This is a genomic window from Dyadobacter sp. CECT 9275 (assembly GCF_907164905.1).
Classification (GTDB): domain Bacteria; phylum Bacteroidota; class Bacteroidia; order Cytophagales; family Spirosomataceae; genus Dyadobacter; species Dyadobacter helix.
On the sequence record NZ_CAJRAF010000002.1, the window covers coordinates 3,974,508 to 3,996,425 of the forward strand.

The following is a 21,918-nucleotide window of genomic DNA, read 5'->3' on the forward strand; positions in this document are numbered from 1 at the left end:
TTCTCTTATTCCATGAATTTTTGTCAAAAATAACAGGAAATTTAGAAAAGGGTATTAGATGCACGTTATTACATCTTTTACCTGATGACGCCAGGTTATCTTTAATGAGAGTGCTAATCTGGCTATATCCCTTAATATCCGTTACATATGCGCCTGTTACTCGTTCTTATTTCGGTCATAGGTTTCCAGGCAGGGTACTGCCAGAGGGAAACCAATTCATTATCTGGCAAAATTATATGTGTAGATCCGGGCCATGGCGGAACCGCCGCTACGGATAGTTACCGGGTAGGCCCCTCCGGTGAAAGGGAAGAATGGGTTAACCTGCGAGTGGGTTTGCTTTTGCAAAAAATGCTGGAAGCAAAGGGGGTCAAGGTTGTGATGACCAGGACGGAGGACAAATTTATTCCCCTGCCCGACCGCGCCCGCCTGGCGCTCGAAAACAAAGCAGACCTGTTCGTTTCCATTCACCATAACGCTACTGCAGATTCTTCAGTTAATTTCCCTATCATTTACTTCCACGGAAATGCCTCTGAAAATGTGGCCAGCGTGGATTTCGGGAAACAACTCGCTTCAACCCTGTTGAAATATCTGCATAAGAGCAAAACACCCGTCAGTCTGGTATCAGATTTTACAGTTTTTGCTGAATCTGGGGCTTCTGTTTTAAGAAATACTTACGGAACACCTGCTGTGCTGGCGGAAGCGTCTTTTTTTACAAATCCTTCCGAAGAACAAAAACTGAAACAAGCAGTTCATAACGAGCAGGAAGCAAAAGCTTACACCGAAGCCATATCGGCTTTTTTGGGTAAGCCGGTTGCGGGAATTGCCCCTAAAAATTCAAAAGTTCCGGTTATCCCACCTTTTAAAGTTTTCCAGGAAGCTGAGCGTATGAATCCTGTTGCACGACGCTGGCGTCAGGATTTTGAAGAAGGCCGCGCGCTGATGGCAAAGAAAGATTCGGTATCCCTCAGCCAGGCATATATGCTATTTACGCGGTCGGCGATGTCATTTCCGGATTCGTATGTTGCAAGCCAATGCCACCGGAACAGGGCGGAAATTCTGGACAAACAAGGGAAAACAACAGAAGCGAAACAGGAGTTACAGCGGTTTAGGGAATATTATATGAATTGATAATAGTCTTGTAATGAATGGTTTTAGCTCCTGCGGGAGCTTTTTTTATTTATTTTTGTGAATATATAAGTAATTAATCTATGAAAGAATCTTTACTTTTAATTATTAAATTTACAAAAGTGAATTATATTGCTTTTATATGGGAAGATCTTATCTGGGAGAGTTTGAAGAGCTGGTATTATTAACGGTAGCTATTTTGGGGCAGCATGCCTATGGGGTTTCGGTATGTGAAGAATTGTTCAGCCAAACCGGACGTTCCGTAAATATCAGTGCTGCACATGCGGCGTTACATCGGCTGGAAGAAAAAGGGATGCTGTTTTCCAGGCTGGGAGATGCTACTGCCGAGCGTGGTGGAAAACGTAAAAGACTGTTCTTTGTAACGGCCCTTGGAAGTAAGATACTACACGATATCCGGGAAACAAGGAGCAAACTTTGGAATGCGATATCAGACGGAACTTTACCCGCTTTTAGTTTATGAAACAATCCGAACAACCGCCGCTATGGGCCATGTCCTTATTAAAATGGCTTTGCAGACCGCATTTGATGGAAGAAATTCAGGGAGATCTTCTGGAAACTTATCAGAACGATTTGTCAAGAAATGGAAAGAAGGCAGCCGACAGGCAATATGTCATTAATGTGATAACATTTGTGCGTTTGCGCTTTGGCTTCAAACGGGCGGGAGTGTCACTATTGGTTGTGAATAGTTTACAGAATAATTCTAAATCCCAGTTTATGGATATGTTTCGTAATTACTTCAAAATTTCGTTGAGAAACCTTTGGCGTAACCGCACGACCAGTATTGTCAGTGTATTTGGCTTGGCGGTTGGTATTGCCAGTGGATTGATCATTTTCCTGTTGGTCAGTTATCTTTTCAGTTTTAACAGTGATTATGCAAATGCGGACAGAACCTATATGATCGTGACGGATATCATGCAGGAAAATATTCAGCATACCGATGTGACGCCGCGTCCTCTTGGAGAGGTGCTCAGGCAAGAATATCCTTTTGTTGAAACGGCAGTCAGGCTCAATAACTTGTTCGGAAGTGTGGTTGGCGTACCGGATGGGAAAGGAGGTATGGTCAAGAAATTTGAGGAATCAAGAAATATCTGCTTTACAGAGCCCCAGTTTTTTGAAGTATTTGATACAAAATGGGCTTATGGAGATATGAAAACGGCGCTGGTAAACCCCAATACCGTTGTTCTTTCCAGAGAATATGCCAAAAAATATTTTGGAACAGAAAATGTCTTGGGAAAAACGCTCCGTTTTGAAAACAAGCTAGATCTTGCTGTAACAGGGGTAACGGAAAATCCGCCTTCTAATACGCAGCTACGCTATGATATCCTGATATCCTATGCTTCCATACCGGCATTTTACGGAGATCCGGGTATGATGAATGCGTGGAGAGAGCCGGCAACGATGTGTTGGGTAACACTAAAAAAGGGTACGGGAAGGACTGAGCTGGCGAACAGTCTGCGCGGGATTGGGAAAAAATATTACAGCGTCCGGGAAGCTAAGCAATATTCTTTTCAGGTTATTCCTCTGACAGAAATGTATCATCATCCCTATTACGGCGCCGCGCCTAGGCCGATTTTATATGCGCTGATCGCAGTGGGATTGTTTCTGGTAATTGCTTCCTGTGTCAATTTTATTAACCTCTCCACGGCTCAGGCTATTAAACGCTCCAGAGAAGTTGGGGTGAGGAAAACGATGGGGAGTACCAGGCGGCAGCTGATTGGCCAGTTTATGCTGGAAACTGCTGTGATGTGTATTGTGGCATTTGTAATTGCTATAGGGCTGGCTCAGCTCAATTTACCACTTTTGAACAGGGCACTGTGGATGTTAAGGGCGAACATATCTGTTCTGGATATTTTCAGTTCAAGGGGGTTGGTGTGGTTTGGAGCATTTATTGCTGGCGTTATCCTGCTGGCAGGATTATACCCATCCGTGATTTTGGCGAGGTTCAATCCTGTAACAGCTCTGAAAGGAAAACTTACCACCCAGAAACTGGGAAATCTGTCGGTCCGGAAAGGATTGGTGGTCTTTCAGTTTTTCATTACCCAAGTGTTCATCATTGGTGTTTTGGTAATGTCTGTGCAGGTACGTTATATGAAGAATTCAGATTTGGGATTTCAGAAGGAAAACCGGATATCGGTTATGCTGCCTTATGCAGATACCGGGAAACAAGAGATTTTCAAACAGCAACTGATGAGATTAAAACAGGTTGAACAAGTTACAATCTGCGATCTGCCACCAGCTTCCCAGAATAAAAATTTTTCGGAATTTACGTATGATAGGCGTTCTGAACCAGAAAAATTTGTGACCAATATTCGTGAAGGAGACCGGAACTATTTATCTGTTTTTGGATTGACATTACTGGCAGGGGAAAATTTCACAGAAGCAAACGGATATGCCGGAAACGATAGCGTGAGCTCTGGCTACGAAGTTATGGTCAATGAAAAGATGGTAAGGCAGCTTGGAATTGGTTCTTTGAATGAGGTGCTGGGAAGGCAACTGACGATCCTGGGCAAAAAGAAAACCATTGTTGGCGTTGTGAAGAACTTTGCCCTGGGTAGCATGAGAGATGATATTCAGCCAGTTACTATTCTTAACAATACCGGTGGAAATTACAGGAGTATCATAAAAATTACGCCGGGCAATGTATCAGGGACTGTCAAAGAAATTGATAAAATCTGGAATGAACTGTACCCTGATGGGATATTTAAAGCACAATTTGTGGATCAGTTGGTCGCCGAATTTTATACCACCGAAAATATTCTTCTTGGTTTAATTCAGGCCTTTTCCGTTATCGCGGTTCTCATTGGTTGTCTGGGATTGTACGGTCTCGTAACTTTTATTGCAGAATCCCGAAACAAGGAAATAGGAGTACGTAAAATATTGGGTGCCAGCGCGAAACAGGTACTCTGGATTTTTGGTCGGGAATTTGGTATGTTAATCGTATTGGGTTTCACATTTGCAGCTCCGGCAGGCTGGTTTCTGATGAATGGATGGCTGCAGGGATATGCACAGCGGATAACGCTGGATTGGTGGATTTTTGCATCGACTGGCGGGCTTGTTATTACAATCACCTTATTGACCATCTCATTTCAGTCCCTTAAAGCAGCTGCCATGAATCCGGTAACGAGCCTGAAAAACGAATGAGTACTAGGTATCAGATGAAATTACCTGAATATCTGCTTCAGATCCAACTCAATCTGAGTAAGGGGAGTTTCAATTTCAGTAATTTCAACAGCTTGTAAGTCCTAAAATCACTCAAGCTCCTTAATACGGATGTTACGAAACCATATTTTTTCTCGTGGATGATGGTTTTGCAATGCAATTTTCCCCCTGGCATGCGGGACAGCATAGGGCCAGTCGGCATACTTGCTTTTTTTTACCAATGTTTTCCAGTTGTCATCACCATATTGATAATCGACCACTTTTTTGCCGTTTATATAATGCTCAATATGATTTTTATTTACCACGATCCGGCCCTTATTCCATTCTCCGGGAGCTTTAACAGCTGTTAAGTCAGAAGGAGGATTCATATCATAATTAGCGCCGGTCAGCTGAACATCATGTAATTGTAAGGTTTCTCCGTTTGCATCCACTTTTATTTGCTCTCCTTTGCCATTCCGGAAAACATATCCCTTGTCATCAATGATCTGATATTCTGGAGCAGAAAAGACGGTACGTTTGATTTCCGGTTTTTCGATAACCTTATAAAGCACTCCGCTGTTACTGCCGGGCGGAATTTTAAAATCAAACTCCAGTTCAAAATCTCCGTACTCTTTATCGGTCACCAGGTCGCCTCCGGTACCGTCTGGTGTTAAGGTTCCATTTTCTATCAGCCACCCGGCAACGCCCTCCTTATTGTAATTATGCCAGCCTTTTATTGCTTTCCCGTCAAACAAGGTAACCCACTTGGGTTTTTTGGAAATGGTTTCGTCGCCTGCCAGTGAGACCGTTGCCGCATGGGCGCTAAAGAACAAGGCCGTAGCCAGGTATGCACAGGATTTAGGATATTTCATAGCTGAACAATCGGTGGAAATATATTTCTTATTTTAAAATTACACTTTTAAAGCCACTTATTCCACTACTGCGGAAACAGAGATATAAGTTGGAATGATACCAGCGCTTCTGATCCGAACCTCGGCGTCTTCGGCCTGGGTATTTCCTGTCAGTACCAGCGCCGTGTCGAGCCCGAATTTATTCCCTCCCAGGATGTCGGTGTGCAGGGTATCTCCTACCATCAGGATATCTCTCTTGCTAACATCCGGATAATTTTTGATATGCTGGTATGCGAAGATAAACATCTGAGGATCCGGTTTTCCGAAGCGGATAAACTGGCGGCCGATGGTATCTTCTATCATTTTGGCTAAAGCTCCCACCGCAATGGATAACCGGCTTTTGGAAGCAGGATATGTTTTGTCCGTGTTGGCCACGATCACAGGAATATTCCTTTTCCTCAGCAGGTTCAGTGTTTTTGTTAAATCGGTGTTCCAGTCAAAACCTTCGTCATCCAAGAAAACCAATGCATTCACGCCGGATACATCGTCCAGGTTGAGCGCTTTTATGGACAGGGTCTGTATGTCAGGTGTTTCAATGTATTTTGCAGAGTTTTCCGTTCCTACATAGGCTACAATTCCCTTTCTTACTTTCAGATCAAGGTATTCTCTTGCCAGCATACCCGAAGAAATGATGCGGTCGGGTGTGACGTCATTGATACCCAGCCTGACGTAGGATTCTGCCAGCTGTTCGGGTCCTCGTGAGGCATCGTTGGTGACCACATAAAAATCCTTGCCTGTTTCCCGCAGGTAGGCAAAGGTCTTATCAATCCCGGGAATGAGGCCGTTGTATGTTTTTAATACTCCGAACGCATCGAAGAAAATAACATCATATTTAGATAGAACGGATTTGAAATTGTCAAGTATCATAGTTGGTGTCTAAGGAGTGGGGCTGGCTGACGAGGTGTATTACAGATTGAGCGCTTTTAAAATTTTATCCGCATCAAAGCCGTCTATGGCCGGAAAATAGAGTTCATATGCTTCTTTTTGCAATTTCGTGCAATAGGATCTGTGAAAGAAGTATTTTCCATATTTGATTACATAATTCAGAATAAAAAAGCGGTATGCTTCCTTCATGAAGTATACCTCTTTCACAGTGAGAGGATAAACCTTGTGGTATTCCTGAAGAAATATCATGAAACGGTCTTCCATCAAAGGGCCCATGAGGTAGCTGAAAACGGTGCGGTCGCCAACATTGGAAACAACCCGGCTGAAAAAATAAAAGTCCATGATCCTGGACGATACCCTGAACCAGTCGTAGTCCCAGCGTGAAAAGAGCTTCAGGTCGTCGGTCACCGAAAAATTGCCAATATTCCAATCCACAAACACCGGCATCAGATCAAACGAACTTACATTAAGGCGCTGGATATTTTTCATGAAAATGTCACATTGCCTTTTCAAGATATGGATATGCCCGCGATGTTCAAACTTTCCGGTATCGGTTTCAAGGATATCCAGTAAATGCTGAATATCGGTCCTGAGATTTTTGGAGGATTTCGGAATAGACTTCCCGACCCTGAAGCAGGCTTGGTGAAATTTGGCCATTTCATAACCCAGTTTTCGGATATGCTGCTCATCGAGCCGGCGCGGCATGCGGTTCATAGCCCTGATCGGATTATAAAAAACAACCCAGGTATCAATAAAATCCTCCTGGTAACGGTAGGTATAAACCTGATTATTTTTTACGAGGGATTTGGCCAGAACGTTTTCAAAGGGATATAACAGATTGTTGGAAACCGCATGGATGATGCGGTGGTCTTCCTTAAAGTGCTCATATTTACCGAAATACGAAAGTTTGGCCACGACTTCATCGTCATTATCAAGCGTAACCCGGAAAACGTGATTGGTGGAAACGCGGGCACTGATATCCTCAACGGATTTTATTTTTATAGAATCGTCAAAACCTTGCCAGGCTTTACGAATAATGGCGGGATAATCTTTTAGACGCATTATTAATTTTCCAATGACTTCAATAAAGGGTCATTTCCGGCCAGTACCGGGTTAATTTTGGACAAAGGTAAGTAGTTTCGCTCAAGCGTTAATATCCTGTTAACTTCTGAAGCAGTTATTTGTTGTATTTTGTTGAATTGTTAGGACTATTTTCTTCATTTCTCAACCATGTTTCCCGGATCACAGGTTATTAAACTAATAATGCCGGGGCAATTTGAGAATGCTGTTTGAAGTTTTAATTTTGCCCCAAATTAAATGCGATTATTTTGTTTTATTATTTCTCCCGTTTTCTGGTCAGGCTGGCGCTTCCTATTTATCTCAAAAGGCTGTGTGTCATCAATTTGAAAGGATTGCCGCAGGGCACGCCTCTGTTACTGGCCTCCAACCATCCCGATTCATTTTTTGATGCGGTGGTAATTGGTTCCGTATTAGAACAACCGATCCATACTCTGACCCGTGGCGACGTTTTCAAAAAGCCGTCCATTGCGTTCTGGCTCAGGCAGATAAATCTCATTCCGGTTTTTAGAGGTTCGGAAGGAAGGCAATATCTTAAAAATCATGATATTACTGCACAAGAAAGCCACGACGCACTTAAGAAGGGAGATGCAGTGGTAGTGTTTTCGGAAGGGATATGCGTAAACGAATGGAGGCTGAGGCCCTTGGGCAAAGGGACTGCCAGGATGGCCTATCAGGTATGGTTTGGAGATGGCGCCCTGGCCGATATGCTGGTGATACCCACGGGAGTAAATTATGAACATTTTCGTGGCCCCGGGAAACGGGTTGCCCTGAGATTTGGCGCGGGGATTCATCATACTGAGATGAAAACAAGCCCACAGGATTATGAGAAATGGCTCCGGGAATTTAATGAGATACTGGACGAGCGCATGAACCGAGAAATCCTTACGTTGGAACCAGTGCTTACAAAGCAGGAGCATCAGGCTAAAATGAATAATTTCTTCGGAGATTGTACCCTGCCGAAAGGGGGTAACGTTTTGCAGAAGGCCGCCGGAGCAGCCGGGAGGCTGATCCACAAATCGCTGTACACATTTTTTGAAAAAAAAGCAGCGAAATTAACGGCCCGGTCAGTCTTTTACGATTCTGTTCTTTTCGGGTTGCTGCTGTATCTGTATCCGCTTATTGTACTGCTTTTGTCTGGTATCGTAGCTTTGATTTTCGGAGGACTTGCCGGACTCGCGGTATTTGCGGCCCTGCCACTTTTAGCCTGGGCGGGAGCACGTTATCGGTAACACGCGAAGCCGGTAAAACAGAAAGGGTGTAAATTTGATCCTCAGCATCAGATTTACACCCTCATTTATCTTAATCGACTGCGTTAATCTTTCACACGGTTTAAGCCCATCGTTTTAAGCATCCAGTCGGGCAACGGATTCTGATGTTTGCGCTTACGGATATCCAGGAACCAGCCTATCTTTTTCAGAATGGGTAACTTATGCGTTTCAACTAATTCTATAAGTGTACCGTCGGGATCTTCCAGATAGGCAAAGCGCCCGGCCGCAGATTCCATCCCAAATGAAGATTCACTGTCTATAGTAAAAGGGTATCCTTCGGACTGGAGCCGGGCTTTCAGTGTATCCATGTCCAGTGTATCAAAACACAGGTGGATATAACCGCAATCACCCCAGTAACGGTTTTCAAACAATTTTTTTGGCGTCCGGTCAAGCGCCTGGAGAAGTTCGATCTGTGTATTTCCCAATAATCTGGAAAAAGCGCCATAGGCCGTAAAATTCTTTCTGAGCAACACCCTGCGATACCGCTGGCCAGGTATTGCTGTTGGTAAATCTTCAAAAACGCCGGTTTTATCGTAAACCACTTCCAGCTTCCCTAAAAGGTTCTGATAAAAGCCTATAGATTTATCCATATCCGCAACCCCGACAAACACCCCGGCAACACCGCCGACTGGTTTTGCTGTTTTCTGAAACCAGGACGTATCACTCGTAATCTGAAATATATTGCCGTAAGGATCATTTCCCCAGAACCCTTCACCTTCGGGAAGCTGCACCACAGGACCTACCGCTTCTTTCGACGCCGCCTTTACCCATGCATGTGCCTGTCTGATGTCCCGCGCTTTGAAACGGATGGCATTAATTCCTAAATCACCCATTTCCAGTTTAAAGTTCAGGGGCTGAGACAGTCGGCTAGTGAACGACCAGATTTCCAGCCCGCCACCTCCCGCCATATTCAATACCAGTGCTGCCTGGCGCGAATGAACTTTGCCGCCGGTATAAGGCGTCATGAGGGGCGCCTCCGCTTTCTCATCAAAGACCGGCACATCAAAACCAAGTACGCGACGGTACCATGCCCATGCCTCGGGGACATTCTGAACACCAATACCAACTTGCTGTATACCGGAAATTAGTGGGTTACTCATTTATAAAAGGGTTTGTAGAAGATTATAAGTATTTACCATGAAGCGGCAATGTTACAAAAATAATGAGGAAAGTTGGTTAATGAGGAATGAGAATTGGCCCGGCATGTTATTATTCCGCCGGGCGATGGGGTAGTCTGCGGGAAGGGGTATTTCTTTTGCGCAGCAACCATAGCCCGGGTGACCGTCTCTGGAACGCCACTATTTCCTGGTAACAGGTACCTGATTGAGATTTAATTTTTACTGATACTTCGGCAGGGTTGGATATGATTGAAATGAAAGTGGAAAATTGGTTTTGATGGATTAAATTTGGGATACAGTTACTTGGATTGGCATAGACCTGCAACCCACATGATTACATTTGCGACGAGGTTTTATCGTGCAAAAAGTAAAAGTTCGGATCGTTAGTAAAAAAGAGGTTTATCTCGGTAATAATTTTACACAACAATACATCGGGTTGGGCCTAATAATTGTTATCTTTAAACTGGAATTTCAGAATAATATTTTAATTTTTTTTGGGACGCATCCAATTTGATGTTTTGCCCGTATATCTAGTGAGCCTGGTCTCAAATTTTATAGGATGAATCAAACAGTAGAAATTGCCCCCATTGCCGAGAGTATAAAAGCTTTTTTTAGTACCAGAAGTTATTCCAATGCCATCGTGATAGCCGATAACAATACCAAAAAGCATTGTTATCCATTGATTAAAGAAAGTTTACCAAAGCATAATCTGGTTGTAGTCAAGAGTGGTGAAGAACATAAAACATTGATTTCCTGTGAATTGATATGGGGAGAGATGACAAAAGCGGAACTGGACAGGCACGCAGTTGTTATCAACATAGGAGGTGGGGTAATTGGAGATATGGGTGGTTTTTGTGCCTCGGTGTATAAAAGGGGTATTGATTTTATACAAATTCCCACAACTCTCCTGTCTCAGGTAGACGCAAGCGTAGGAGGGAAGTTAGGTATTGATTTTCAGGGTTTTAAGAATCATCTGGGGGTATTTAAGTTACCTGAAAGTGTTTTGATAGATCCGGTGTTTTTAAAGTCATTGTCGGAACGGGAGCTGAGGTCGGGTTTTGCGGAAATTATCAAGCATTGCCTGATAGCAGACGGGGACAAGTGGGAGCAGCTGAGAACGATTGATTTTGAGAGGCAAAACTGGGCGGACCTGATCGCTCATTCTGTTAAAATTAAAAAATGGGTGGTTGACCAGGACCCGACCGAAAAAGGACTACGGAAGATCTTGAATTTCGGCCATACGCTCGGACATGCTGTTGAAACTCATTTTCTGAGCAAACCCGCAGGACAGAAACTGCTTCACGGCGAAGCCATTGCGGTGGGTATGATTATGGAAGGGTATATTTCCAGGAGCAGGAAAATGATTGATAATGAGTTGCTTGATCAAATGGAGGAATTTATTTTTGCAACTTACGGAAAAGTAAATATCAAACCAGACGATGTGGAGGCAATAATCCAGCATACGCGTCAGGACAAGAAGAATAAGGGTAAAGAAATTCGTTTTTCGTTGCTTAAAGGAGCAGGAGAATGTGCTTTTGATGTAGTGGTAACAGCGGCAGAAATGCGGAAAGCAATAGCGTATTACATGGCGTAGAAATTAGTTGTGAGGTGCGCTATTGAAGTTTTTTGGGAGTTTTCGGCTTTAATCTAACTATTTAATCTCACCTCATAATTCGTTTGATATGCGTAGATTTATTTTACCTTTTGCAGCTTTACTCGTAGTTATTGTCGTAGCAGGATGTTCAAGTGGACGTAAAGTTTTTGTAGAACACGACTATAGCTATGAAACCAATTTTAAAGATTATTCTTCATACACCTTTCTGGAATGTGAGCGGGATACCAATAATCTTTGTACAGAAATATATGAGGCCATCCGCCGGCAGATGCAGGTAAGAGGCTACAAACTTACCGCCGAAAAACCAACCCTGCTTGTTAATTATGGTATCTTTTACGACAATCTGAGATACCAGGGGTATATGCAGCCGGTAATCAAAAACTGGGTGGATACAGAAAACGATGGCTTCAGATACGAACCGATAAAATATGCGCTTGACAAAGGCACGTTGATTGTCTCTCTGATCGACGCAGAAAGTGATCAGGTGGTATGGAGAGGTTATGCCTCAGGAATTTTCAAAGGAAGTGAAAATTCCAATAACCACTACCGAAGTGTCGTCCGGAGGATTTTTGACCAGTACCCGCTCTTCGCCAAAGGCTACGACCCCCGCAGGTATAGCGAACAAGTAGGACGCTGAGGAAGTATGCAGTTTTGAGTAGGCAGTCGTCGGTACGTTTCCCATGGCTGCATACTGCCTACTGTGAACCGCCTACTAATTTAAGTAAGCAGTCTGCGGTACGTTTCACATAGATGGATGCGTACTGCCTACTTTGAACTGCAAACTCAAAACCTCCTACTCAAAAACTACCTGAGCTTAAGTGTAACCAGTGTGACAATTGCCAGTATAATGCCTACGATCCAGAAACGGGTGACGATTTTTGCTTCGTGAATGCCTTTCTTCTGGTAGTGGTGATGCAGGGGAGCCATTAACAGGATACGACGTCCTTCGCCATATTTCCTTTTAGTATATTTAAAATAACTGACCTGCATAATTACGGAGATGTTTTCCGCGATGAAGATACCGCACATACACGGTATGAGCCATTCTTTACGGATAGCCAACGCAACAACGGCAATTACGCCGCCGAGCATGAGGCTCCCTGTATCACCCATAAATACTTGAGCCGGATACGAATTGTACCACAAAAATCCGACGCATGCCCCAATAAAGGCAGCGCAGAAAATAACCAGTTCTCCTGAGTTGGGGATGTACATGATGTTAAGGTACTGCGAGAATTTTGTATTTCCGGACAGATACGCAAGTACTCCCAGCGTAAGCGCAATAATCCCCGAAACACCGGCAGCAAGCCCGTCGATACCGTCTGTAATATTGGCCCCGTTGGATATGGCTGTGATGATGATAATAGCTACAAGGGTGTAAATTACCCAGGTATACTCATCAGGAAGCCAGCCAAAAAGCAGCCATTTATAGTCAAATTCGTTATTCTTAAAAAATGGAAAGGTAGTGACCGTCGGGTGAATGATGTCCTTGTAGCGCTGTACTTCTCCCAGATTTGAACTGATCAACGGTTTTTCATACATCCGAATGCGCACATGGTCATTGAAAGAAAGGGTTAACCCCACAATTAATCCAAGACCAACCTGCCCTACAATTTTGAATCGGCCGTGCAGCCCGTCCTTGTTGTTCCTGAATTTTTTGAGGTAATCGTCCACAAAACCAATCATGCCGGTCCATATTGCCGTAATGATCAGCAGCACAATATACACGTTGCTTAGCTTGGCAAAGAGTAAAACAGGAATAAGTAATGAAGCAAGTATGATGAAACCACCCATAGTAGGAGTTCCTGCTTTTTCCATCTGCCCTGCCAGTCCCAGATCACGTATGGATTCTCCCATCTGCTTTCTTCGCAGGAGGTTTATAATCGATTTCCCGTAGGTTGCAGCAATTGCCAGAGACAATACCGTTGCGCCCAAAGCACGAAAGGATATGTACTGGAAAACCCCTGCTCCGGGAACGTTAAACTGTTTGTCCAGATAATCGAATAGATAATATAGCATGCAACAAGGTACAATTGGGATGACAATTGCAAAGTTGCTTCTTTTCACAGACTGTGCAAAAGGGAAAGGCTTATTTTGAAAACAAAAGCGGATAAATCAAGAGTTACCTGTTAATCTATCCGCTTTTGATGTACTTAAAACTGTTAATGCCGGTTATGGTATATCCGTGTAGGTCAGGTTCATCATCAGTTCCAGCTGTTGGCTATGTCTTTCGCTACATTAGGATTGTAATTTTTTTCCACATCGGGAATAGGGAACAGTACGTTTTTGTCCTGGAATGGCTGTCTGCCATCACCCGGCTCTGCTGCCCTTTGTGCATTGATGGTTTCCTTAGCGATTCCCCAACGGATAAGGTCAAAGTATCTGAGCTGCTCGCCGGTAAGTTCCAGCTGTCTTTCCCGTTTGAGCAGGCTCATAGCTTCGGCCTGAGAACCCAGAGTGGTGTAGGTAAAGGCCCCCGAACGCTGCCTTACCTTATTGATCAGATTCAGCGGTTCTGTTCCAGTATTTCCCTGCTGAATGTAGGCCTCCGCAAGCATCAGCAGCACATCGGCATACCGGATCACCTGGCCGTTAATTGAGCTTTGCGGTCCGCCATAGGACGCTACATCCTCGTAATACTGGTATTTTCTCCATACATAGTATCCCTGCGGATCACTCGTATTGAAGGGAAAGGAAATTTTGCCTTCTGCACATTTGTCACAGTAGGTAGTATCACCTCCGCTAGGCTTATTGCCATAAAATGTAAACTTGGCCCTTGGATCTACATAAGTAGTACCCGTTTGCGGATTGGAGTACTGGAAGGCTTTTACAACGGTGGTGGGGATATAAACGTTAAACCAGTCCTTAAAACCATATTCCTGTGCGCGGTCTGAGTGGGTGGCCTTACCACCCCAGGTTTCCTGTCCGCCGAAAACATAGTACTGATTACCTATACCCCAGTCGGTCCATTTGGCATTCATGATCTGGAATATGTTTTCAGGACTGCTTTGATTTTCAGAACTGAACAAATTGTCATATACCGGGTCAAGCGCATAGGTATAGGGCGCGGTGGTCAATTGGGCCAGGGTGCTTTGTGCAAGCGCCCATTTCTTTTGGTACAGATAGGACTTACCTAGTAGCGCAATGGCTGCTCCCTTAGTTGCCCTGCCAAGGCCTGTGGCGGCATCGTAGGTTACAGGAAGATCAGCGGCTGCCAGGGCAAGGTCACTTTCAATGAAAGACCATATTGCCTGTACTGATGAACGGCTTGCATAATTGTTAGCGACGGTACTGTCATAGGCGGTGATGAGCGGTGCTCTTCCCCAAAGGTTCACAATATTAAAATAGGCGTAGGACCGCAAGAACCGGGCTTCGGCTATATATTGTTTGGCCTTGGCTTCGTCTGCTGCGGTGGTAGGTTGCCATACATTGGCCCTGTCTATTACCACATTGGCCCGTAGAACCAGGCGATAGAGGCTGTTCCACAATTGGGCTATCTGTGCCTGGCTGGTACCAAATGAGTAGTCGGCAAGCTGCGCCATGTCACCTTGCAGGTTGGTCGTTTTCTTGGCTTCGTAGCCCAGCAGGTCAAAAATGAAGTAATATTCTCTGGACCATAAGCCGTTATGCAGCAAAGTGGCATAGGTGGCTACAACCGCCTGGTTAAGTCCGTCGGCGGAAGTAAAATAGGTTGAGAAATCGTAACTGCTCTGGCTGGTAAGGTCCAGTTTTGATTTGTCGCAGCCTGCAATATTTACAGCAGACATCAATAGCAGACAATAGAAAATAATTCTTTTCATATCAATATTTTTAATTAGTATCTAGCCTAAATATTAGAATCCAAGTTGTAAGCCGCATAGGAAAGTACGGGGCTGAGGAAGTTGCAGCCTGTCGTCGATACCGCGGGAGAAGATGTAACTGCCTCCGTTTTGAGTACTTACTTCAGGATCGTATCCTTTGTACTTGGTAACGGTTAACAAATTCTGCGCGGCCACATAAATCCTTATCTTGTTGAATATCTTACCGTTGCCAATGCCGCTGATTACCTGTTGAGGTAAAGTATAACCGAGCGTGACATTCCTCAGGCGCAGGTAATTACCGCTTTCGAGCCACCAGTCAGAGGGGCGCAGGTTACCATCTCCGGTTGCACTTTGTCCTGCTCTGGGCAGAGAGGCAACATCACCGGGTTTCTGCCATCTGTCCAGAATAGCCGTTGAGGCGTTGTGACCGGTCGATTCATTTTCTGTAACAAATTTGAATGCATTTAATAACTTAAGGCCTGCCACCCCGGATACGACCAGGTTGAGATCAAAACTCATGAAATTAACGCCTGCATTGAACCCGTATACATATTTAGGGATTGGATTCCCCAGTATCTTCTGGTCTGTTGAAGTTACCTTGCCGTCGCCGTCGATGTCCTTAAAAATGAAATCACCGGGCAACAAACCAGCCTGATAGACGGTAGCGGCATCACCGCTTTTTTCAGCAGCCATTTTATTGAGGGCATCAATTTCCGCCTGGTCTTTGGCAACATGGTCCACATTGTATCCATAAAATGAACCGATTGGAGATCCTGCCGCAGTGTAGGTAAATGTTGGTAAATTACTGAATGCCCCTGCCTGAATCGGTGCTGCAAATTCACTTCCCAGGGAATTAACAACATTTTTATTATAGGCCAGGTTGGCACTGACGTTGTAGGTAAGCCCTTTTTCGTTTCCGCCACGGTACCCAACAGTGAATTCAATGCCTTTGTTTTGAGCACTTGCCGCGTTGGCGTATTTACTGGGCTGGCCGCCGCTGTTTGAGGCTCCGGTACTTCCTGCAACGGGTACGCTTACGAGCAAGCCGCTACTTTTCCGGTTGTACCAGTCGATGGTTACGCTTAATTTATTGTTCAAAAAAGCAAGGTCAAGTCCTACGTCGGTTTGGTCTGTGGATTCCCACTTGATATTGGGGTTAGACAAAGTATTGATGGTGGTTCCCGGATAAAAACCTTCATTGGTTCCCAGGGAATAAACCAGGTTACCATTCGGACTGCCACTGAAGGTAAGTACCGAAGTAACGCCTGTTGTCGGGATTGTGTTGTTACCTGTGCGACCAAGTCCGACCCTCAGCTTACCATCACTAAGAAAGTTCAGACTGCTTTTCAGGAAATCTTCATCAATGAACCGCCATGCAACACCCAGTCCATAAAAATTACCAAACCGGTTGTTTGCACCGAAGTTGGAAGCACCGTCACGTCTGTAACTTCCTGATAATATGTATTTATCCTGGAAGGAGTAAACAGCACGGCCAAAATAGGAGATAATAGACGAGCGGGCATAACCATAGGATGTTCCGGTGACCGCCTGCGACTGGGCAACGCTGATATTCTGAATACTGTTGTTCGGGATGCTGGTACCTGTTGCGTTCAGTCCTGAGGAATGGCCGGGATCAAGGTAGCTGTTACCGATGGTTGCCGAAATATTGTGGTTACCAAAGGTGCGGTTGTAAGAGAAATAGTTCTCAATGGTATAAAAGGAATAGCTGTTGTAGCCAAGTGTTGCCTGTTGAGGCTGAGTAAGGTTGTTACCTCCTGCATAGGCATACTGGTAGCTATTGGTTTTTCCTCCGCCAATCTCGGCTGAAAGCTGGGTCCTAAACCGCAATCCGGCGAAAAGGTCTACCTCTGCGAACACCTGCGGAAAAAATACGAATCCGCTGGTCACCGGTTTGTTCAGGTTGATGGCCGCCAGTGGGTTGTTACCATTGCTGAAATCGTCTACGTTGGTCGTATTGGAATAACCTCCCAAAACGGAAGAATCAAAAATTGGCTTATAGGGCGCATAATAAACAGCGTCGGAAATGCTGGCCAGCTGACCTACATCTTTTACGTATCTGATATTCAAAGCTTGACCCAGATGGAAACGGCCCAGCGTTTCGTCCAGGCTGAACCGGGCATTTACCCGTTTGTCAGTATAGTTTTTTACAATAGCCTGTTGGTTTATATAACTCAGTGAAAAATTGTAGTTAACCTTTTCGCTGCCTCCGCTAATGTTGATGTCATTTTGAGATACCAACGCGGAACGGAAAATCTCGTTTTGCCAGTCGGCTCTGTCCTGCAATACTTCGGAGGTATTGAATTTCGCAGGTAAAACAGAATTGGTTGTAGCGGCGAAATCTTTTAACAAGTCCACATACTGGGATGCGTTAAGCAGATCCAGTTTTTTCCATGCCTTTGCAACGCCCCACTGAGAATTGAAATTGATCTTGGGCGTACCCGAGCGTCCTTTTCTGGTGGTGATAATGACAACGCCATTGGCTGCTGCCGAACCATATATCGCGGTGGAAGAGGCGTCTTTCAGGATGGTAATATTCTCGATATCCTGTGTTCCGAGGGTATTGAACATGGTTTTGCTTCCCTGGATACCATCAATTACATACAGCGGATCCACTCCGGTAAATGAGCCGGTTCCCCGGATGAGTATCTGGGCGTCGGAGCCTGGGGTACCATTGGATTGCAGCACTTGCACGCCGGCAGACTTTCCGATCAGAAGCTGGGAAGGGTTGGTAGCCGTTGTTGATCCGGCATCTTTTGCGTTCACCATATCCACGGAACCAACCAGTTCTTTTTTCCGGGAAGTACCGTAACCGATCACCACCACTTCGCTCAGTGCCTGATCACTAGGCTCCAGGCTCAGATTGAAGACGACCCGATCACCTACCGGAAGTTCCTGGGATTTGTAACCTAAAAAACTGAAGACAAGAATAGTGGCTTTGTCGGTCACCTCAAGTTCAAAATTGCCGTTTACATCTGTGATGGTACCTTGCTGAGTACCCTTTATGAGCACGCTAACTCCTGGTAAATCTTCACCTCTTTCATCTTTCACTTTCCCTTTGACGGTAAGCAGGTTAGGGTCGCGGTTTTCCGGTTGTTCCGTTTTTGGAAAAAGCCTGCTGGAGTTGAGAGGGTTTTTGTCGCTCAAAAGGATGTATTTGCCGGACACTTCATACTTGATATGCAACGGCGTAAGCAATTTGTCAAGAAGCGCTCCCAACCGCTCGTTCTCGTAATTAGCAGTTACTTTTTGGCCTGATTTGATTACCTGAGGGCTGAAAACGAATTTAATGCTCGACTGTTTTTCCAGCTTTTGAAGAGCGGCTGTTACTTCCTGGTTATCCACCCGCAGGCTGACCAGCTTGTCCAATACCTGGGCTTTGGTAGAGACGGCGTAGGTAATTCCTGTAAACATCACCATTACTATCGCCTGAATGATAGAGATTCGCATAACTTTTAGCCACAAGGCATTGTTTTGCAACGGTTTTCGCATAGTTTTACTTTGGTTTTAATAGTTAAAATTAAACTGGCAAGAGCCCCCGCTCTTGCGTCCTGATGTCCTCCCTTTTTGGGGAGATATTAGAAGATGGGGTAATGTTTGCAGCATTACCCCTCTTTTTGTTTTGGGTTCTTAGCTGCAGCCTTTGCTGGTTATGATGATCTGCGCATCAATAATTTCGTAAGAAGCACGTATGACCTTACAGATCAGATCGAGCTTTTCATAGAGGGATTCGTCTTCCAGAGGTGCCGTGATGTGGCATTTCCCAAGCAAATCACCGTCATAAACGATCGTCACCCCGTAACTTTTTTCCAGCAGATTGAATGCTTCTTCTACCGGAGTATTGTTGAAATTAAAGTTTGCGGGAACAGGAATGTTTTCCTGAAGTATGACCGGATTTTCTACCAGGGTTTTGGTAAGCCGTTCGAGTGGCCGGGTGTAAATTCCCATTTGGTTAGGTAAAAGTATGACAGCCTCGGGCTGCTCCTCTCCCAGTTCGCGGGTTTCCTTGTTTTTGGAGGTGACCGTTACCTTTCCGGTTAATACCTTTACAATCACGTTTTTATCGTTTTCGTAGGCCTTCACCGTGAAGCTCGTACCCAGTACCTTGGTTATAATTTCATTGGCATAAACGAAGAAGGGCTGGTGGGGTATCTTGGTTATTTCAAAAAAGCCTTCTCCGGATAAATACACTTCCCGCTTATCTGTTTTGAAAGACTGTGGATAACTGAGCTTGCTTTTCGGCTGAAGGGTTATCACGGACCCATCGAGCAGGCTTACTTTAATCGGGTGATTGGTATCATTTACCTTTTCGGTAAAGGGTGCGGTACGCGCCTCTGCCAGCATAGTTTCGTATACTGAAACTTTTTTATCCTCTTTTCTGAGCAGGTACCAGCCCAGGCTGAACAAAACAATGGCGGCAAAGGATGCTGCAATTTTTAATGAATAGCTCCATAAAGAAGGTGCCGGAGCATCGTCTGCATCGGTAAGCGCAAAAATGGACTGGGTTTTTTGGTATACATGTTGGTCACTTATGACAGCGTGCTTCATTTCAAGAGCACTGATCACGAACTTTGCCTGGCTGATGATTTCGGCTTTGTCGGGATGATCAGCTAGCCAGTTTTCCCAAAACGTGTCTTCCGGGGGGAGCTGCTGATTTACCCATTTTCGGAAATAGCCGTCCAGTACAAGATCTTCGGCGGTAAATTTGGTATAATCCATGATTAAATTGTCTTCTAATAGTAATAGAGACAATTCGAAACTTTGTACTGAAAGAATTTGGGAAAAAATTTAAATTAATTGATAAACCAGGCAGCCTTGATTTCCTTGATAGTAGTATGCACCAGATTACGGACCGATTGATAGTTGATCGACATGAGCTTGGCGATCTGTTCATAATCAATTTCCTGATAGAATTTCAGGTAGATAACTTCACGCTGGCGTCGGCTTAAACTGTTGAGAATGAGATGTAGTTTTTTGTGCTCTTCTTCATTCGTCTCTATTTCAATCATCTTTGTTTCGATCGAAAATTCGCCTATGAAGTCCAGGTCTTCGTTGCCGTCCAGCGATTCCTGCTGCCATTTGTCTCTGGTTTGGGTTTCAATATAAATTTTTCGCCTTAATGACTTGAGCAGGTAAAATTTGACGTTACCGGTATCACCCAGAAATTCTTTACGCCGCCACATATCCAGAAAAAGCTCCTGAATGCAATCATCTACCAAAGCGTGGTCTCTGGTCAGTTTCGTTCCATAATTGTGAAGTGTTTTATAATAAATAACCGTCAGGTTATTGAAGGCATCTTTGTCTCCCTTTTTAAAGGCAAGCCAAAGTTCTGCAACTTCTGTCTCGTTTGGCATATTATCTGCTTAACATTGCAATTACTTCATAAAGACCAGCATGGCATTTAATACCGGAATGGAGAGAATAAATTTAAGGGGATTTAGTAAACGAATAAAAGTAGTAGGGTTTAATGTTCCAGGGCTTCCCGCAAAACTTCTTTATCATCAAAATGATGTTTTATACCTTTAATTTCCTGGTAGTTTTCATGTCCTTTGCCGGCTATGAGAATGATATCCTCCGGTTTTGCTTCGGAGCAGGCTTTAAAGATAGCTTCACGGCGGTCGGGGATTACGGTGGTTTTCTTGTAATCAATAGGAGGAATACCCTTTTGCATCTGCTGAAGAATATCCAGCGGATCTTCGTAACGCGGATTGTCTGAGGTGAGAATCACCCGGTTGCTGTATTTACATGCAATTGCGGCCATTTTTGGCCGTTTCTCAGCATCTCTGTTTCCGCCGCAGCCTACTACCGTGATGACGGTTTCATTGCCATGCCGCAGGTGTGTGATGGTTTCCAGTACGTTTTCCAGCGCGTCGGGTGTGTGGGCATAGTCCACGATGGCAACGATATTTTCGGGGGAATGAAATTGCTCAAAACGCCCGGGAGGACTTTTAAGATTGGATAATTCCGTGAGAACAGCTTCCGGGTTTTCGCCCATTAGAACAGCCGCCCCATACACCGACAGCAGGTTATAGGCATTAAACTTCCCGATGACCCTGAACCAGACTTCCTGATTATTCACCTCCATGTGCATGCCAGCCAGTGTATCGGAGATGATTTTTCCTTTAAAGCTTGCCAGTGTCTGCAGGGAATAGGTTTCGATAGCTGCCCGGGTATTCTGCACCATAACAGCCCCCCGGCGGTCGTCGATGTTGACCAGTGCAAAAGCTGATTTGGGGAGCATATCAAAGAAACCTTTCTTTGCCTTAATATAATTGTCGAACGTTTTGTGAAAGTCAAGGTGATCATGCGTAATGTTGGTGAATATCCCGCCCGAGAAATGCAGGCCGGATATCCTGTGCTGCACAACGGCATGTGAGCTCACCTCCATAAAAGCATGTGAGCAACCTCTTTCAGCCATTTTAGCCAGAAGTGCGTTCAGCGCTATTGCATCCGGGGTGGTATGGGTTGCAGGGATGACCTCATCTTCGATCTGGTTCTGAACCGTGGACAGTAAGCCGCAGCGATATCCCAATGCTCTGAAAAGCTGAAAAAGAAATGTTGCGACGGAGGTCTTCCCATTTGTCCCGGTAATGCCTATCAGGCTCAGTTTTTGTGATGGGTGATCATAAAATGCGGACGCGATGTAACCCATCGCTTCGGCGGTGTCAGGTACCTGAATGTATACAACGGTTTCCTTTAGTTCCGCCGGAAGTTCCTCGCAAAGAATGGCAGAAGCGCCCAGTTCCGAGGCAAGGCCTATATACTGGTGGCCGTCTGTCTGAGTTCCTCTTAAAGCTACAAACAGACTGCCGGAGGTAACTCTTCTCGAGTCCATTGTGATGTTAAGGATATGAATATCTCCTGAACCCGTTATCGTCGGACTGGAAACGCCACTGAGCAAAGTGCTCAGCAATTTCCCCTGATTATTTTCCATAAATA

Annotated in this window: 16 protein-coding genes; 6 read left to right on the top strand and 10 right to left on the bottom strand. The window is 44.8% G+C overall.

The features are described 5' to 3' along the window. The first annotated feature begins 147 nt into the window (after window positions 1-147). From KOE27_RS24350 to KOE27_RS24360, 3 genes are all read left to right on the top strand, one after another. Window positions 148-1,128: an N-acetylmuramoyl-L-alanine amidase gene (locus KOE27_RS24350; protein ID WP_215241313.1), complete on the top strand. Its 981-nt coding sequence runs from the start codon at window positions 148-150 to the stop codon at window positions 1,126-1,128. A 139-nt stretch (window positions 1,129-1,267) separates the two neighbouring features. Next, window positions 1,268-1,606, top strand: coding sequence for a PadR family transcriptional regulator (locus tag KOE27_RS24355; protein WP_215241314.1), 339 nt, complete (start codon window positions 1,268-1,270; stop codon window positions 1,604-1,606). After that, the gene (locus KOE27_RS24360) at window positions 1,603-4,287 is read left to right on the top strand and encodes an ABC transporter permease (protein ID WP_229252924.1); all 2,685 of its coding nucleotides are present in this window, start codon (window positions 1,603-1,605) and stop codon (window positions 4,285-4,287) included. Before KOE27_RS24355 ends, KOE27_RS24360 begins: the two co-directional genes overlap by 4 nt. Before the next feature lie 107 nt (window positions 4,288-4,394). Here the strand turns inward: KOE27_RS24360 and KOE27_RS24365 are convergent, their stop codons facing one another. The 3 genes from KOE27_RS24365 to KOE27_RS24375 are packed head-to-tail and all read right to left on the bottom strand — an operon-like array spanning window position 4,395 to window position 7,142. After that, window positions 4,395-5,156 (bottom strand): 3-keto-disaccharide hydrolase, encoded by a 762-nt coding sequence (locus tag KOE27_RS24365; protein WP_215241315.1) that lies wholly within the window; start codon window positions 5,154-5,156, stop codon window positions 4,395-4,397. Window positions 5,157-5,213: 57 nt separating this feature from the next. Then, complete coding sequence (locus KOE27_RS24370; RefSeq protein ID WP_215241316.1) at window positions 5,214-6,062, bottom strand: TIGR01459 family HAD-type hydrolase; 849 nt, start codon at window positions 6,060-6,062, stop codon at window positions 5,214-5,216. A gap of 39 nt (window positions 6,063-6,101) precedes the next feature. After that, window positions 6,102-7,142, bottom strand: a complete 1,041-nt coding sequence (locus KOE27_RS24375) for a hypothetical protein (protein ID WP_215241317.1) — start codon at window positions 7,140-7,142, stop codon at window positions 6,102-6,104. Between the two features lie 266 nt (window positions 7,143-7,408). Here KOE27_RS24375 and KOE27_RS24380 point away from each other — a divergent pair, with 266 nt between their 5' ends. Further along, window positions 7,409-8,389, top strand: coding sequence for a 1-acyl-sn-glycerol-3-phosphate acyltransferase (locus KOE27_RS24380; RefSeq protein WP_215241318.1), 981 nt, complete (start codon window positions 7,409-7,411; stop codon window positions 8,387-8,389). Window positions 8,390-8,472: 83 nt separating this feature from the next. Here KOE27_RS24380 and KOE27_RS24385 read toward each other — a convergent pair whose 3' ends face one another. Continuing rightward, window positions 8,473-9,528, bottom strand: a complete 1,056-nt coding sequence (locus KOE27_RS24385) for a VOC family protein (protein ID WP_215241319.1) — start codon at window positions 9,526-9,528, stop codon at window positions 8,473-8,475. Between the two features lie 577 nt (window positions 9,529-10,105). Here KOE27_RS24385 and aroB point away from each other — a divergent pair. Beyond that, window positions 10,106-11,140: a 3-dehydroquinate synthase gene (aroB, locus tag KOE27_RS24390; protein ID WP_215241320.1), complete on the top strand. Its 1,035-nt coding sequence runs from the start codon at window positions 10,106-10,108 to the stop codon at window positions 11,138-11,140. Window positions 11,141-11,228: 88 nt separating this feature from the next. Continuing rightward, complete coding sequence (locus KOE27_RS24395; RefSeq protein ID WP_215241321.1) at window positions 11,229-11,798, top strand: DUF4136 domain-containing protein; 570 nt, start codon at window positions 11,229-11,231, stop codon at window positions 11,796-11,798. Window positions 11,799-11,965: 167 nt separating this feature from the next. Here the strand turns inward: KOE27_RS24395 and mraY are convergent, their stop codons facing one another. The 6 genes from mraY to KOE27_RS24425 form a co-directional block, all read right to left on the bottom strand. Beyond that, window positions 11,966-13,180: a phospho-N-acetylmuramoyl-pentapeptide-transferase gene (mraY, locus tag KOE27_RS24400; RefSeq protein ID WP_215241322.1), complete on the bottom strand. Its 1,215-nt coding sequence runs from the start codon at window positions 13,178-13,180 to the stop codon at window positions 11,966-11,968. Window positions 13,181-13,365: 185 nt separating this feature from the next. After that, window positions 13,366-14,961 (bottom strand): RagB/SusD family nutrient uptake outer membrane protein, encoded by a 1,596-nt coding sequence (locus KOE27_RS24405; RefSeq protein WP_215241323.1) that lies wholly within the window; start codon window positions 14,959-14,961, stop codon window positions 13,366-13,368. Between the two features lie 33 nt (window positions 14,962-14,994). Further along, complete coding sequence (locus KOE27_RS24410; protein ID WP_215241324.1) at window positions 14,995-18,471, bottom strand: SusC/RagA family TonB-linked outer membrane protein; 3,477 nt, start codon at window positions 18,469-18,471, stop codon at window positions 14,995-14,997. 138 nt (window positions 18,472-18,609) lie between these two features. Next, the gene (locus tag KOE27_RS24415; RefSeq protein WP_215241325.1) at window positions 18,610-19,698 is read right to left on the bottom strand and encodes a FecR family protein; all 1,089 of its coding nucleotides are present in this window, start codon (window positions 19,696-19,698) and stop codon (window positions 18,610-18,612) included. Window positions 19,699-19,772: 74 nt separating this feature from the next. Next, window positions 19,773-20,333, bottom strand: coding sequence for an RNA polymerase sigma factor (locus KOE27_RS24420; protein WP_215241326.1), 561 nt, complete (start codon window positions 20,331-20,333; stop codon window positions 19,773-19,775). 110 nt (window positions 20,334-20,443) lie between these two features. Beyond that, window positions 20,444-21,913, bottom strand: a complete 1,470-nt coding sequence (locus tag KOE27_RS24425; protein ID WP_215241327.1) for a UDP-N-acetylmuramoyl-L-alanyl-D-glutamate--2,6-diaminopimelate ligase — start codon at window positions 21,911-21,913, stop codon at window positions 20,444-20,446. Between the last annotated feature and the right edge of the window lie 5 nt (window positions 21,914-21,918).

Excerpts from the sequence above, each read along its gene's own strand:
- KOE27_RS24350 (WP_215241313.1), top strand. The coding sequence starts at position 148 with ATGCGCCTGTTACTCGTTCTTATTTCGGTCATAGGTTTCCAGGCAGGG.
- KOE27_RS24355 (WP_215241314.1), top strand. The coding sequence starts at position 1,268 with ATGGGAAGATCTTATCTGGGAGAGTTTGAAGAGCTGGTATTATTAACG.
- KOE27_RS24360 (WP_229252924.1), top strand. The coding sequence starts at position 1,603 with ATGAAACAATCCGAACAACCGCCGCTATGGGCCATGTCCTTATTAAAA.
- KOE27_RS24365 (WP_215241315.1), bottom strand. The coding sequence starts at position 5,156 with ATGAAATATCCTAAATCCTGTGCATACCTGGCTACGGCCTTGTTCTTT.
- KOE27_RS24370 (WP_215241316.1), bottom strand. The coding sequence starts at position 6,062 with ATGATACTTGACAATTTCAAATCCGTTCTATCTAAATATGATGTTATT.
- KOE27_RS24375 (WP_215241317.1), bottom strand. The coding sequence starts at position 7,142 with ATGCGTCTAAAAGATTATCCCGCCATTATTCGTAAAGCCTGGCAAGGT.
- KOE27_RS24385 (WP_215241319.1), bottom strand. The coding sequence starts at position 9,528 with ATGAGTAACCCACTAATTTCCGGTATACAGCAAGTTGGTATTGGTGTT.
- aroB (WP_215241320.1), top strand. The coding sequence starts at position 10,106 with ATGAATCAAACAGTAGAAATTGCCCCCATTGCCGAGAGTATAAAAGCT.
- KOE27_RS24395 (WP_215241321.1), top strand. The coding sequence starts at position 11,229 with ATGCGTAGATTTATTTTACCTTTTGCAGCTTTACTCGTAGTTATTGTC.
- mraY (WP_215241322.1), bottom strand. The coding sequence starts at position 13,180 with ATGCTATATTATCTATTCGATTATCTGGACAAACAGTTTAACGTTCCC.
- KOE27_RS24405 (WP_215241323.1), bottom strand. The coding sequence starts at position 14,961 with ATGAAAAGAATTATTTTCTATTGTCTGCTATTGATGTCTGCTGTAAAT.
- KOE27_RS24410 (WP_215241324.1), bottom strand. The coding sequence starts at position 18,471 with ATGCGAAAACCGTTGCAAAACAATGCCTTGTGGCTAAAAGTTATGCGA.
- KOE27_RS24415 (WP_215241325.1), bottom strand. The coding sequence starts at position 19,698 with ATGGATTATACCAAATTTACCGCCGAAGATCTTGTACTGGACGGCTAT.
- KOE27_RS24420 (WP_215241326.1), bottom strand. The coding sequence starts at position 20,333 with ATGCCAAACGAGACAGAAGTTGCAGAACTTTGGCTTGCCTTTAAAAAG.
- KOE27_RS24425 (WP_215241327.1), bottom strand. The coding sequence starts at position 21,913 with ATGGAAAATAATCAGGGGAAATTGCTGAGCACTTTGCTCAGTGGCGTT.